Origin of the sequence: Mycobacterium sp. ACS1612 (assembly GCF_001667505.1) — a bacterium.
Lineage (GTDB): Bacteria > Actinomycetota > Actinomycetes > Mycobacteriales > Mycobacteriaceae > Mycobacterium.
Map to the genome: position 1 here is coordinate 57,365 of NZ_LZHZ01000056.1, position 12,526 is coordinate 69,890.

Consider the following 12,526-nt stretch of genomic DNA (forward strand, 5'->3'; position numbering starts at 1 on the left):
TGATATACGGCCACACTCGCCGCCGCGCGCGAATGCCGGAAATCGAGCGAGACACGAAGCCTAAGTAGCGGATTTCGGAAGGTGATATCGAGTGAGCCCTCGTTCCGTCGGGAGAACCGCGCTCGCGCGAGCCTGGCTACCGTCGGTGGCCGTCGTCGCCGTCTTGGTGGGTGCGCTGTGCATGTCGAAGGTGCATCAGGCGTCTGCCCCGGGGCCTGTGCTGACGGTCAACGGCCCGCAGGCGCCCGAAGAGTTCGTGCCCAAGCAACTGACCTATGAACTGGATGGCGACCTCGGCGATGGAGGGATGCTCGCCTACGTCGACATCGACGGACATCCGCACAAGGTCGACCTCGCGTCGCTGCCGTGGTCGCATACCGAAACCACCACGCTCACCGTCGTCTCCGGCAGCGTCTCGGCGCAGGTGCACGGAGGTGAGGTGCACTGTCGGATGCTGGTGAATGGTGTTGTCCGCGACGAACAGTCGGCGACACGTCAGGACGCCGATGTCACCTGCCGAGTGAAATCGGCGTGAGCGAACACCGCGCCGGTCGGCCTGTCTTCCCACGCACGGTCCGACTTCTCGCCATTCCAATCATCGTCTTCTGGGGCTTGGTCGCCGTCTCGACGAACACCTTCATCCCGAAGGTGGAAGACGTGGCCGCCGAACTCGCGGGCCCGATGATTCCGACCTACGCGCCATCGCAGGTGGCGATGCTGCACATCGGCGAGAAGTTCCGCGAGTCCACCTCCACGAGCCTGACCATGGTCGTGCTGGAAGCCGACAGGCCGTTGGACGAGAAGGACCACCAGTATTACGACGACTTGATGCGGCGCTTGAAGAGCGACACGCAGCATGTGCAGTACGCAATGGACTTGTGGGGCAAGCCGATAACCGCGGCGGGCGCGCAGAGCGTCGACGGCAAGGCCGCCTATGTGCTGCTGCGCCTGGCCGGTGATATCGGGCAGATCGAGGCGAACCGGTCTGTCGATGCCGTCCGGGACACCGTCGCGAAAGACACACCGCCGCCGGGGCTGAAGGTCTATGTCAGTGGTGCGGCTCCGTTGGCGTCGGACACGTTGTCGATCGCCAACGCGAGCCTGAACAACATCACCATCGTGACGATCTTTTTGATCACGTTCATGCTGCTGCTGGTCTACCGCTCTGTGAGCACTCTGCTGGTGCCGTTGGCCAGCGTGCTGTTCGAGATGCTGATCGCCAAGGGTGTGGTCGCGACGCTTGGGCATTTCGGCGTCATCCCGCTGTCGTCGTTCGCGATCAACATGGTGGTCTCGCTGACGCTGGGCGCAGGCACCGATTACGGCATCTTCCTGCTGGGCCGCTATCACGAAGCCCGGCGGGCCGGCGAGACTCGAGAAGAGGCGTATTACACCGCCTTTCGGGGCGTCTCCCCTATCATCATCGGGTCGGGTCTGACCATCGCGGGCGCCGGTTTCTGCCTGAGTTTCGCGCGCCTCGACTACTTCCACACCATGGGCCCGGCGGTCGCGATCGGGATGCTGTTGACCATCTCGGCGGCGCTGACGTTGGGTCCCGCCATCCTGACGGTGGGCAGCCTCTTCGGGCTCTTCGACCCGAAGCGCGCGGCGCGGGGGCACCTGTACCGCCGGATCGCGGCCAGCGTGGTGCGCTGGCCGGTGCCGATTCTGGCGGCCAGTTGCGCCGTCGTGGTGCTGGGGGCCATCTTCGTGCCGTCGTATCAGGTGAACTACGACGACCGTCAGTACCAGCCGACGAACGGCTCTGCCAATCAAGGGTTTCAAGCGTCGGACCGGCACTTCCCGCCGAGCAAACTGTTCAGCGAGATGCTGATGGTCGAATCGGATCACGACATGCGCAACTCGGCAGACTTCATCTCCCTGGACCGGGTGGCCAAGGCCCTCATCCGGGTACCGGGCGTCGCCATGGTGCAGAGCATCACCCGGCCCCTTGGCCGACCACTCGACCACGCCACCATTCCGTATCTGTTCACCACCCAAGGCAGCGGGAGCGGTCAGCAGTTGCCGTTCAGCCAACAGCAGAACGCCGACACCGACGAACAGGCGCAGATCCAGGCGCACACCATCGAGGTGCTCGGGCAAACCATCGACCTGACCCAGAAACTGTCGGACGACCTTCACGCGACCGTGCTGACCGCGGAAAACCTGCAGCAGGTCACCGACATGATCAACGACGACATCTCGAATCTGGACGACTTCATCCGGCCACTGAAGAACTATTTCTATTGGGAGCCACACTGTTTCGACATCCCGATATGTTGGGCGTTCCGGTCGCTGTTCGACGGACTCGACGGCATCGACGCCCTTGACGTCGAGATCGCGCACACCGTCACCGATCTACAGGCCGTCGACGCGCTTCTGCCCCAATTGACCACCCAACTGAGGATCATGAGAGACGATACGCAGGCGCTGCAAGCCGTCATCGTCAACTCGTACGGGCCGGCGCACCTGCAGTCCACGCAGACCGACCAGACCTACGACGACCTCATCAACGTTGGCAACGATTTCGACAAGTCGCGCAGCGACGACTTCTTCTACATGCCGCGAGAGGCGTTCGACAACGACGACGTCAAAACCGGTATGCAACTGCTGATGTCGCCGGATGGTAAGGCGGCCCGCTTCATCGTCACCCACGAGGGCAACGCGATGGGTCCCGAAGGCATCGACCACGTCAACGCCTTTCCACAAGCCATCCAGATCGCGCTGAAGGAAACATCGTTGGCGGGTGCGCGGATCTACATCGGGGGCGCGGGCTCCAACAACAAAGACATCAAGCAGTACGCCGCGTCGGATCTGCTCATCGTGGCGATCGCGGCGTTCGTCCTGATCTTCCTGATCATGCTGTTCATCACCCGAAGTCTGATGGCCGCGCTCGTCATTCCCGGCACGGTAGCCTTCTCGTTCGCCGGAGCCTTCGGCCTCTCGATTCTTCTCTGGCAGCACCTGATAGGCCTGCACCTGCACTGGCTGGTGCTGCCCATCACGTTCATCATCCTGGTGGCGGTCGGTTCGGACTACAACCTGCTCCTGATTGCGCGGGTAAAGGAAGAACTGGGCGCAGGCATCCACACCGGCCTCATCCGCGCCTTGGGAAGCACCGGCGGCGTGGTGACGTCCGCGGGTCTGGTGTTCGCGTTCACCATGCTCGCGATGCTGACCAGCGATCTGCGGACCATCGGTCAGGTCGGCACCACCGTGTGCATCGGCCTGCTGCTCGACACGCTGATCGTGCGGTCGTTCATCGTGCCGTGCATCCTGCGCATCCTCGGCCCGTGGTTCTGGTGGCCGACTCTGGTGCGCGCCCGCCCGTTGCGGCAACCGTCGAAAGTCATGGTGCAGCAATGAATCTCGGTTTATGGGCGGTGTTGACCATCGTCGCGTTGGCGGCCGTCGTATTGTTCGCGGCCATCGCGTCCGTGTACGTGATGCGACTCGTCCGCAGGCCGACACTTCCGATCAGTGAACAGGTCGGGGGTGTGCCCGCGGTTCTGCGCAAGGTACGCAAGGGCGAACCGTTGAACCAGGAGGAGTTGGCCGTTGCGCGGCAGGCGGTTTCGGATCGCGGGTCGTGGATGGCGCTGTGCATCCCCGCGACGATTTTCAGCATCGGCTGCTTCTATGTCTTCGGCAGCCTGGATTACCTGCACGGGGCCACCCCGTCCGAACGCACGTTTCTGGGCGTGATCCCGATGTTCACGTCGACGAACCTGGCGATCCGGATGCTGCGTAGCGCCAGCTTGAGACGGCGCCTGAAGCGCTAGGAGCTCGGGTCGACGAAAGTGGGCCGCTCCCCTGACATTCCGGCGACGACGGCCGCGATCTGGTTGGGCTTGCCGATCAGCGCGGTCTGCAACTGGCTTTCCAGTGCCAATGCCGCCGCGGCGTCATCGCTGGCCCACGTCTGGTCGTACAGGCGCTTGGCCGCGCGGACCGCGTCCGGGGACTTCTGCGAGATCTCCTGTGCCAGCGTCAGTGCGGCGGACAGCGGATCGTCGGCGGTCCTGGTGACCAGCCCGAGGTCGGAACCCTCGCTGCCGGAGACGATGCGGCCGGTGAACGTCAACTCCTTGGCGACGTCGATCGGGACCAGTCGCGGCAGTGTCTGTGTGATGCCCATGTCCGGCACCAGCCCCCACTTGACCTCCATGACGGACAGCTTGGCGTCCGGCGCCGCGATCCGAATGTCGGCACCCAGCGCGATCTGCAGACCGCCGCCGAAGCAGTTGCCGTGGATTGCGGCGATCACCGGCGCCGGGACCAGTGACCAGTCACAGGTGACGCGCTGCGCGAGGTTGGCGACCCGGCCCTCGTCGCGGTTCAACAGGACGCCGGTGCCGCCTTCACCGGCCATGAAGCTCGCGACGTCCAGGCCGGAGCAGAAGCTCTTGCCCTCACCGTGCAGCACGACCGCGCGCACGGAGGCATCGCCCGCCACCTGCTCCGCGGCGGTCACCAACCCTTCGAACATCGCTCTGTCGAGCGCGTTGTGCTTGTCCGAGCGCACCATGGTCACCGTCGCGACGCCGTCGGACCCGATTTGCACACGCACTCTGTCTTCGCTCACGCGTGGCAATCTACCGCTCCGCGCAGTCGGTGCTCCGCGAGTCGCGGCACCATAGTCCGATGGCGTGCCTATCCTCAGCGCATGACCGAGCCCGAGGACGTCGTGGTCATTCACACCGATGGCGGCTGCAGACCCAACCCCGGGCCCGGCGGCTGGGGCGCGGTGCTGCGCCATCGCCACCACGTCCGCGAGATGTTCGGCGGCGAGTCCGGCACGACGAGCAACAACCGGATGGAACTGACCGCGCCGATCATGGCGCTGGAGGCGCTCACCCGGCCGGTGTCGGTGCACCTCTACACGGACAGCACGTACGTCCGCAACGGCATCACCAAATGGGTGCGCGGCTGGGAGCGCAGCGGCTGGCAGACCGCCGCCAAGCAACCGGTGAAGAACGTCGACCTGTGGCAGCGGCTGCAAGCGGCCTGCGCGCTGCACCGCGTCGAGTGGTTCTGGGTCAAGGGACACGCGGGTGTCGCCGACAACGAACTGGCCGACAGGCTGGCCACTCGGGGGATGCGGGAAGCGATCGCCCTGGTGGCGACCAAGTGATCAGTGGATTCTGGCGCTGCCGCCGAGTCCGATCTCCAGAACGCTGCCGGTGATCACGCCCCGATCTGTGACGAGGTACATCAGTCCGCGGCTGACATCCTCGGGTTCGATCCAGGGCGCGGGGATCGGGTTTCCCTTCATCATCCGGCGGACCAGATCGTCGGGAACGTCGTCGCCGCCCACCGGCTGCACCATCGGCGTGCGCACCGTGGTCGGGCAGATGACGTTGACCGTGATGCCCTCCTTGGCGACCTCAAGGGCGACCGACTTGGCGAGCCCGATGACGCCCCACTTGGTGGCGTTGTAGGCCGCCAGTTCCGGAATGCCCGTCCGGCCACCCATCGACGACGTGACGACGATGCGGCCGAACCGCTGCCGTCGCATCACAGGGATGGCGGCACGCAGCGTGTGGAACGCGCCCGTCAGGTTGGTGTCCACCAGTTGGCGCCAGATCTCGTCGGTGACCTCTTCCAGCGGCCCGGTGCTGACGATCCCTGCGTTGGCCACCGCGATGTCGAGACTGCCGAACCGGTTCACCGTCTCCTCGACGGCTGCGGCGACCGCGGCCGGGTCGCGCACATCCGTCACGAGTGGAAGGCAAACGCCGCCAAGCGCTTCCACCTGCTTGGCGGTGTCGCGAAGGTCGTCCTCGGTGCCCAGCGGATACGTCAGATCAGCCATCGGGCCTGGCGCATCGGCAATGGCGACGCCGGCGCCCTCGGCGGCTAGCGCCAACGCATGTGCGCGGCCCTGCCCCCTGGCCCCTCCAGTGACGAACGCGACCCGACCATCCAGCGCACCCATGATTGATCACCCTAATCCAGGGCGGCCAACCCGACCCAAGCCCGTTGCTGTGCACTGTGTTCCGACGCCGAAATGAACAGGAGGGCCACATCTCTGCGGCCCTCCTGTTTTGGCCGTGCGGGGCACTACGGCGACGGATCAAACGCACACAACCCGTAGCCGTCACCTGCTCGGCGCGAACTCGCTGCGGCGGCCGTGGATTGTTGGGATCGGGAGCAAATTCGAAACCGTGTACTCGATGCGCGCCGACGTCACATAATGGCGCCTGAGGAAAGGAAGCAGCGATGAACAGAACCGCACGGCTCGCGTCGACTGTCGTCGCGGCTGGCGCCGTAGCGGCGGCCGGTCTGACGCTCGGCGTGGGTGCGGCACAAGCCGACACCTGGTGTCCGGGGCAAGCTCTGCCGTTCCCGATGATTCGGTGGGACATGAACGTATGCCACACCTGGTATGCGGTCCCCTCAGGTCAGGGCAACGTGAAGATGGTTGCGCTGAACGGGGATGCGATCGACAGCTGGATTCTCGCGGACGCTCCGGCGCCGGTGTTCGCGCCGCCGCCTCCGCCTTCCGGGCCGCCGCCCGGTACACCGTTCTGCAGCCCGCGCGGGGCGCTGATCATCATCCCCCCGATCTGCGATGAGATCGGTGTGGACTGGCCGCCTGGCTCGTTGCGGGACTAGTAAAGGCCCTGAGCCCGAAGGTCGTTGAGCATGGCGGTGACCGCCGCGATGATGTCGGCGTCGGGACTGTGGAAGCGCCTGCCCAGGGCCTGAAGGGCGGTGTCGATGCGCTGACACAGCGCGCGATACGCGTCGCCGGCGGCGGCGGGGTAACCGGCGGCGGTTTCCGAATGCGTTTGGTCGGAGTACCACGCGGATAGGTTGGCCAACTCGCCAGAAAGCTCCTTGGCCTGCTCCTGCACCTTCCATACGAGGTTGCGGGTGAACTCGAGATCGGGCACGAAATGTGACTCCCCGTCCTCGGCCAGCCCGACTTCGAGTACGTAATCGATTTGGTAGAGCGCGTCGATCGTGGTTTCCACAGACCCGATTCGAGTGCGCACCTCCATCGGTGGGACGGGAATCGTCAACAGTTGGGTCGACACCTCGGCCCGTGCCCATCGCTCCATATCGCTGGCGTGGGCCTGCCAACGCGCGACTTCGGCGTCTGCGACCTCCTGCGCGGCAGCGACCTCGGCCTCTGCGGCTTCGCGGGCGGCGGCAATGTCAGCGCTCGCTTTACCTTGCGCCGCAGCCACTTCGGCGGCCGAATCCGAGCGCACCTTTTCCAGCTCGCGGCGCACCCGCTGTAGCGCTTCCTCCCCCGTCGCTCGTTCGGCGGTCCGTTCGGTGGTCCGCTCCGCCGCACGAGCCTCCGCCGCCGTGACCTTCTCCACGGCCGCGGCGACTTCGGCCGCCGTCTGCGCGCGGATCTGTTCGATCTCGGCCTGCAGTTGCTGCACGGTTTTCTCCGCCGCGGCCCGTTCGGTGGTCCGTTCGGTGGTCCGCTCCGCGGCGCGGGCCTCGGCGGCCCTGACCTTCTCCTCGGCGGCCGCCACTTCGGCCGCTGCCTGTGCGCGGATCCGTTCGATCTCGGCTTGCAGTTGCTGCCTGGCGCGTTGTTCGGCTTCCCGCTCCGCTGCCCGCTCAGCGTCCTTGCGCGCGGCCTCGGCCTCCACCGCGCGGACCCGCTCACGTGCCGCCGCGGCGGCACGTGCGGATTCTCCTGTTTCGTCACGAGCCAGCGAGGCCGCCGCCTCCGCGTCCAGCCTGCCCTGATGCGCTTGGCGGGCGTGCTGCTCGGCCACCCGGCGTTGGTGGTCGGCATCGACGAGTTGCATCTGCAGCGACCGGCGCGGCACGGGTGGCCCATGGCGTTGACGATGTTGGACGAGTTCGCGTTCGGTCATTTTCGCCAGGGCGACTGTTTCGGCGCGCGGTTGTATGGCCAACCGCTCCGCGGCCGCGACCGAGTCCGCGGCCGCCCGTCGTGTCAAAGCCGCCCACCGGTCGGCGTCCAGATCTTCGATGTGTTGCCTGGTGGTCGTCATCGGCGCCGTCGCCCTCCCCGGCTCTCGGTCGCAGGTTCGGAAGGTGTTGCCGCGGAAGGCGTTTCGACGAGTTTGTTGTCGTGCTTGCCGTCGGGTGTCGGTGACTTCGCGATGTTGGATATGGGACCCGCCTGCTGTGCCAGCACCAGCAGCAGCTGCTCCTGGTAGACCGCGACGGCCTTGGCGAGCGTTTCGTCGCCGAGCCGTTCGGCTTCGCGCAGCAGCCCGCCCAAGACTTCGAGGGTCACCGCGGGTCCGAGCCCAAGGGTGGCGCCCTCGCTGGCGGCGGGCTCGATGCCTGCGGTGTCGACCACCCACTGCCAGCGATCCCATGCCAGGGCGTTCGCAGCGTCGTCACGCGCCTGCTCTTCGCGGCGTTCTTCCTGCTCACGCTGCTGCTCGAAGCGCAGACGGGCGCGTCGAGACGCGTAGAGCACGGCGCCCGCCGTGATGATCGCCGCCAACAGCGCGACAACGCCGGCGAATCCCGGCGAGACCAGAAAGTCCCGCGTCGGTAGATCCCCTAGAACACCTGCTCGCACAACATTGTTCACCGTGTCAGTCTCGCATTGCGGCCGCCCGTGCGCCGACGGTAATCCCGTCGGCAACCGCTCGACAAACGCTGTGGCGATGGCGTGTCGGGCCGGCATGGCACCATCGGTGGGCGTGACATCTGCAGAGCGGTCGATGCCGCCAATGAACGCCGATGAGCGCACGACACTGGAAGGGTGGCTGGACTTCTACCGCGCAACCCTGGCCTCCAAATGTGAGGGTCTCGACGATGAGCAGGTGCGGGTGGCGTCGGCCCCGCCCTCGGAGATGACGTTGCTGGGTCTGCTCCAACATGCCGCAGAGGTGGAACGAAACTGGTTCCGCCGCGTGCTGGTCGGTGAACAGGTACCTCCGATATTCGGGCCGGCACATCACCCGCAGGGCCATGACGGCGGCTTCGAACTCTCCCCTGAAGCGTCCTACCGCAACGCATTGGAAATCTGGCAAGACGAGATCGGGCAGGCCCGTGCGCAGTACGGGGCGCGCTCCCTCGAAGACACCAGTCCGTTCATGGGCACCCAGGTGAGCCTGCGGTGGATCTTCTTGCACATGATCTCGGAGTACGCCCGGCACTGTGGACACGCAGACCTGATCCGTGAACGTATCGACGGACTGACCGGGGTCTGACTTATAAACGACCGAGAAATACCAAGCGCGACCCCGTGGGGCACTGCGATCGACGACGATGTACGTATGCCCGTTACGGTAAGACCCTGTTGACGGAACTCTGGGGCACGCTCATAGCGGTCGCGGTCGGCCTCTGCATCTTCTGGGTCGCGCTGCTGATCGCTCTCGCGGCGGCCCGGCCGAAAAACATGAGCGTGACGGAGTCGCTACGGCTGCTGCCCGACATGGTGGTCCTGCTGCGGCGCCTTGCCGCCGATCCGCAACTGCCGCGCGGTGTCCGGGTCCGTCTGCTCTTGATGCTGATCTATCTGATCCTGCCGATCGACGTCGTACCGGACTTCATCCCCGTCCTCGGCTACGCCGACGACGCGATCGTCGTCGTCGTGGCCCTGCGCTCTGCCGCACGCCGAGCCGGACCCGACGCCCTCGACAAGCACTGGCCCGGCACCCCAGAAGGACTCCACGCCGTCCGACGCCTCACCGGCCTATCAGATCCACCCGAAGCATGACGCCAATCGTGTTGGCCTTCGTCAATATTGGTGCACCTCGCAGGCGCAGTACATGTTCCGGCACGTGTAGCAGGCAGGCATCCCCCTGCACCGAGGGCAGACCTCGCAGTTCACTGGCGCGGCATGTCGAGCGGCATCCACCGACGCGTACGCCTCGCCGCAATGGTGACACGGCGGCCGCGCGGTGCCGCGATCCTGTTCGGTGACCATGTCGTTCGGCCTCACGCCCGGACCACCATGAGGATGGACAACCCCATGAGCACCATGCCACCGAACAGATCCGTGCGGATCCGCACCTTGCTCGCCGCGAGTCTGCCCACCGTCAGGCCGACCCCGGACATGATCAGGGTGACCGACCCGCAAACCACGGCGACCAGCCCCGGCGTCGCCCCCACCACGCCGAGGCTCGCCCCGGCGAATAGGTTGTCCAGGCTCAGCGGCAACGGCATCCCGAGGATCGCCACCGGGTGGTCGAGGTCGCCGGGCTCTTCGGTGCGGATGGCGTGGATCACCAGATAGAGCGCATAGGCGCCCAGCGCGGCCGCCCCGATGTACTCCGCCGTGTCGCCGATGCGGTCGCCGACGAGGTTGCCGAGATAGACGCCGATCAACGGAGCCAGGGCATCACACGCGCTGAACACGAAGGCGGCCTGCATGATTCGGCGCCACGGTGGCTTGGTCGTCCCCAGCCCGATGGATGACTGGAAGTTGTCGAGACTGAGCACGAACGCGATCGGGATCAGCGCGAACAGCGAGTTCATGCCCCCACCCCCGGCGTCGCGATCGACGCCTTGCCGCCCGGATTCGGCCGCGGAATGAGCACGCCAGACGTACGTGTCGGGTCGTTGGCCTCGGCCACCGCGGCCGCGACGAGCCCGTGGTCAGCGGAGAGGTGGCAGACCGGGTCGGTGCGGGCGGCGTCGCCGGTGAGCGCGAAGGCCTGGCACCGGCAGCCGCCGAAGTCGATGCTCCTGCGTTCGCAACTGCGGCACGGATCCGGCATCCACGCTTCACCGCGGAACCGCGTGAACAACGGCGACTCGGCCCAGATCCACTCGAGGGTGTGCTCGCGCACACTGGCCCGGGGCAACTCGTGGCCGCGGACCAGTTCCTGGGCCGCCGGACACGGTAGCGCGTCACCGTTGGGAACCACCGTGAGCTGGCGGCGGGCCCAGCCGTCCATACATGGCTTGGGGTAACGGCTGTAGTAATCCGGGATCACGTAGATGATCTCCATCCGGTCCCCGAGCCGCTCTTTGGTGGCCAGGACGACCGACTGCGATTGCTGCAACTGGTCTCTGCTCGGTAGCAACTCGGCTCGGTTGGTCCCCGCCCAGCCGTAGTACTGCGTGTTGGCGAGCTCGATCCGGTCGGCGCCCAGATCCTCTGCCATGTCGAGGATTCCGCCGATCCGATCGATGTTCATGCGGTGGAGGACGACGTTGAGGGTGAGTGGCCAGCCCAACTTCTTCACCAACCGCGCGGCCACCAGCTTGCGTTCGAACGATGCGGTGCCTGCGATGCGATCGGACATGGCCTTTTCGTCGGCCTGAATGCTGACCTGCACGTGGTCGAGTCCCGCGTCGCGTAGTTGTTCGGCGCGACGGGTGGAGAAGCCCAGCCCGCTGGTGATCAGATTCGTGTACAGGCCAAGCTGATTGGCGCATCCCACCAGCTCGACGATGTCGTGACGCTGCATCGGCTCTCCGCCGGAGAAGTGCACCTGCAGCACCCCGAGTTCGGCGGCCTCGACAAGAACCCGTTGCCATTCCTCTGTCGTCAACTCATCGCGATAGTCATCGAGCGCAAGCGGATTGGAGCAATAGGGGCAGTGCAGCGGGCAGGCGTAGGTGAGCTCGGCGAGCAATGCGAACGGTCTATCCATGATTTACCTCCATGCCGTGTTTGGCGACGAGATCTGCCAGGAACCGGCGGACTTCTCCGTTGATGCGCGCATCGTCGACCCGGGAGTACCGACTCTGCAGTTCGGACTGGATCTCGGCGACGGTCCGCCGGCCGTCGCACAGCTCAACAATCGCGGCGCCGGTGTCGTTGACGACCCAGACCGTCTCCGGCGACAGCAGCGCGTGTTGTCCGCGCGCCGCGTCATATCTCATCCGGACATGCGGCGCCAGGCGGGGCCGCGCGGAGTCATCGATGCGGGCCATAAGCCTGGTCGATGGCATCGAGCATGCTCCACAGCACGTCGCACTTGAAGGACAGCGCCGCGAGCGCCGCTGCCTGCGTCTCTTCCGTGGTGCAGTGCTTGCGCACCACTTCGAGACCGTGTTCGGAGTCTCTGGGCGCCTGGGTGATTCGAGACCGGAAGTAGGCGAGCCCGCGAGGATCGATCCAGGTGTAGTGACGTTCGAATGCGGCAAGCCGGTCGGCCATCAGGTCAGGCGCGAAGAGCTCGGTCAGTGAGGAGGCTACCGCCTCGACCCACGGCCGGGTTCGCGTGAATGTGACGTAGGCATCGACGGCGAAGCGCACGCCAGGGAGGAGGTGTCGTTCATCCTCGATCTCCTCGCGGGTCAGGCCGACGGCCTCACCGAGACGCAGCCACGACTCGATCCCTCCGGATCCTTCGGTCGTGCCGTCGTGGTCGATGATGCGCTGGACCCACCGGCGGCGCACCTCCCTGTCCGGACAACTACTGAGAATCGCGCCGTCCTTCCGAGGGATGTTCGATTGGTAATAAAAGCGATTGGCGACCCAACCCCGGATCTCCTCCCGACTCGATCCGCCCTCGTTCATCCGCCGATGGAACGGATGCTGGTGGTGGTAGTGCTTGGCGTGCGCACGCAGCGCTTCCTCGAATTCATCGGGGGCCAACGGTGTTGTCATATC

15 protein-coding genes are annotated in these 12,526 nt (G+C 65.8%); 7 read left to right on the forward strand and 8 right to left on the reverse strand.

Translation table 11 applies throughout. The annotated features are described in order from the left end of the window. The first annotated feature begins 91 nt into the window (after nucleotides 1-91). From A5724_RS22760 to A5724_RS22770, 3 genes are read left to right on the forward strand one after another with little or no spacing between them, the layout of a single operon-like run. Nucleotides 92-535, forward strand: a complete 444-nt coding sequence (locus tag A5724_RS22760; protein WP_067807556.1) for an MmpS family transport accessory protein — start codon at nucleotides 92-94, stop codon at nucleotides 533-535. After that, on the forward strand, nucleotides 514-3,366 hold the full coding sequence (locus A5724_RS22765) for an RND family transporter (protein WP_082965212.1): 2,853 nt from the start codon (nucleotides 514-516) through the stop codon (nucleotides 3,364-3,366). Before A5724_RS22760 ends, A5724_RS22765 begins: the two co-directional genes overlap by 22 nt. Next, complete coding sequence (locus A5724_RS22770; RefSeq protein WP_067807562.1) at nucleotides 3,363-3,782, forward strand: hypothetical protein; 420 nt, start codon at nucleotides 3,363-3,365, stop codon at nucleotides 3,780-3,782. Before A5724_RS22765 ends, A5724_RS22770 begins: the two co-directional genes overlap by 4 nt. Here the strand turns inward: A5724_RS22770 and A5724_RS22775 are convergent. Next, nucleotides 3,779-4,585: a crotonase/enoyl-CoA hydratase family protein gene (locus tag A5724_RS22775; protein ID WP_067807565.1), complete on the reverse strand. Its 807-nt coding sequence runs from the start codon at nucleotides 4,583-4,585 to the stop codon at nucleotides 3,779-3,781. The genes A5724_RS22770 and A5724_RS22775 overlap by 4 nt on opposite strands. 81 nt (nucleotides 4,586-4,666) lie before the next feature. On the opposite strand from A5724_RS22775, the gene rnhA reads away from it, so the two are divergent. Next, the gene (gene rnhA, locus A5724_RS22780; RefSeq protein ID WP_067807569.1) at nucleotides 4,667-5,134 is read left to right on the forward strand and encodes a ribonuclease HI; all 468 of its coding nucleotides are present in this window, start codon (nucleotides 4,667-4,669) and stop codon (nucleotides 5,132-5,134) included. Here rnhA and A5724_RS22785 read toward each other — a convergent pair whose 3' ends face one another. Further along, the gene (locus tag A5724_RS22785; RefSeq protein ID WP_067807571.1) at nucleotides 5,135-5,938 is read right to left on the reverse strand and encodes a mycofactocin-coupled SDR family oxidoreductase; all 804 of its coding nucleotides are present in this window, start codon (nucleotides 5,936-5,938) and stop codon (nucleotides 5,135-5,137) included. Between the two features lie 284 nt (nucleotides 5,939-6,222). Between A5724_RS22785 and A5724_RS22790 the strand changes: the two genes are divergently transcribed. Then, nucleotides 6,223-6,618 (forward strand): hypothetical protein, encoded by a 396-nt coding sequence (locus A5724_RS22790; protein WP_067807574.1) that lies wholly within the window; start codon nucleotides 6,223-6,225, stop codon nucleotides 6,616-6,618. Here the strand turns inward: A5724_RS22790 and A5724_RS22795 are convergent. Continuing rightward, nucleotides 6,615-7,988 (reverse strand): hypothetical protein, encoded by a 1,374-nt coding sequence (locus A5724_RS22795; RefSeq protein WP_067807577.1) that lies wholly within the window; start codon nucleotides 7,986-7,988, stop codon nucleotides 6,615-6,617. The genes A5724_RS22790 and A5724_RS22795 overlap by 4 nt on opposite strands. Continuing rightward, the gene (locus A5724_RS22800) at nucleotides 7,985-8,542 is read right to left on the reverse strand and encodes a hypothetical protein (RefSeq protein ID WP_067807689.1); all 558 of its coding nucleotides are present in this window, start codon (nucleotides 8,540-8,542) and stop codon (nucleotides 7,985-7,987) included. The genes A5724_RS22795 and A5724_RS22800 overlap by 4 nt, the downstream gene beginning before the upstream one ends. 112 nt (nucleotides 8,543-8,654) lie before the next feature. On the opposite strand from A5724_RS22800, the gene A5724_RS22805 reads away from it, so the two are divergent. Together A5724_RS22805 and A5724_RS22810 are read left to right on the forward strand one after the other, a co-directional pair. Further along, nucleotides 8,655-9,167 carry a DinB family protein gene (locus A5724_RS22805; RefSeq protein ID WP_369830656.1) on the forward strand — a complete coding sequence of 171 codons (513 nt, stop codon included), beginning with the start codon at nucleotides 8,655-8,657 and terminating at the stop codon, nucleotides 9,165-9,167. Nucleotides 9,168-9,256: 89 nt separating this feature from the next. Beyond that, nucleotides 9,257-9,676: a YkvA family protein gene (locus tag A5724_RS22810; protein WP_067807579.1), complete on the forward strand. Its 420-nt coding sequence runs from the start codon at nucleotides 9,257-9,259 to the stop codon at nucleotides 9,674-9,676. Between the two features lie 221 nt (nucleotides 9,677-9,897). Here the strand turns inward: A5724_RS22810 and A5724_RS22815 are convergent, their stop codons facing one another. Genes A5724_RS22815 through pqqC form a run of 4 tightly spaced genes read right to left on the reverse strand, consistent with a single transcriptional unit; the run spans nucleotide 9,898 to nucleotide 12,523 of the window. Then, nucleotides 9,898-10,437 carry a manganese efflux pump gene (locus A5724_RS22815; protein ID WP_067807583.1) on the reverse strand — a complete coding sequence of 180 codons (540 nt, stop codon included), beginning with the start codon at nucleotides 10,435-10,437 and terminating at the stop codon, nucleotides 9,898-9,900. Beyond that, nucleotides 10,434-11,561, reverse strand: a complete 1,128-nt coding sequence (gene pqqE / locus A5724_RS22820) for a pyrroloquinoline quinone biosynthesis protein PqqE (RefSeq protein WP_067807587.1) — start codon at nucleotides 11,559-11,561, stop codon at nucleotides 10,434-10,436. The genes A5724_RS22815 and pqqE overlap by 4 nt, the downstream gene beginning before the upstream one ends. Next, the gene (pqqD, locus tag A5724_RS22825) at nucleotides 11,554-11,844 is read right to left on the reverse strand and encodes a pyrroloquinoline quinone biosynthesis peptide chaperone PqqD (RefSeq protein WP_067807590.1); all 291 of its coding nucleotides are present in this window, start codon (nucleotides 11,842-11,844) and stop codon (nucleotides 11,554-11,556) included. The genes pqqE and pqqD overlap by 8 nt, the downstream gene beginning before the upstream one ends. Next, complete coding sequence (gene pqqC / locus A5724_RS22830; protein ID WP_067807593.1) at nucleotides 11,828-12,523, reverse strand: pyrroloquinoline-quinone synthase PqqC; 696 nt, start codon at nucleotides 12,521-12,523, stop codon at nucleotides 11,828-11,830. Before pqqC ends, pqqD begins: the two co-directional genes overlap by 17 nt. Nucleotides 12,524-12,526: the final 3 nt, after the last annotated feature.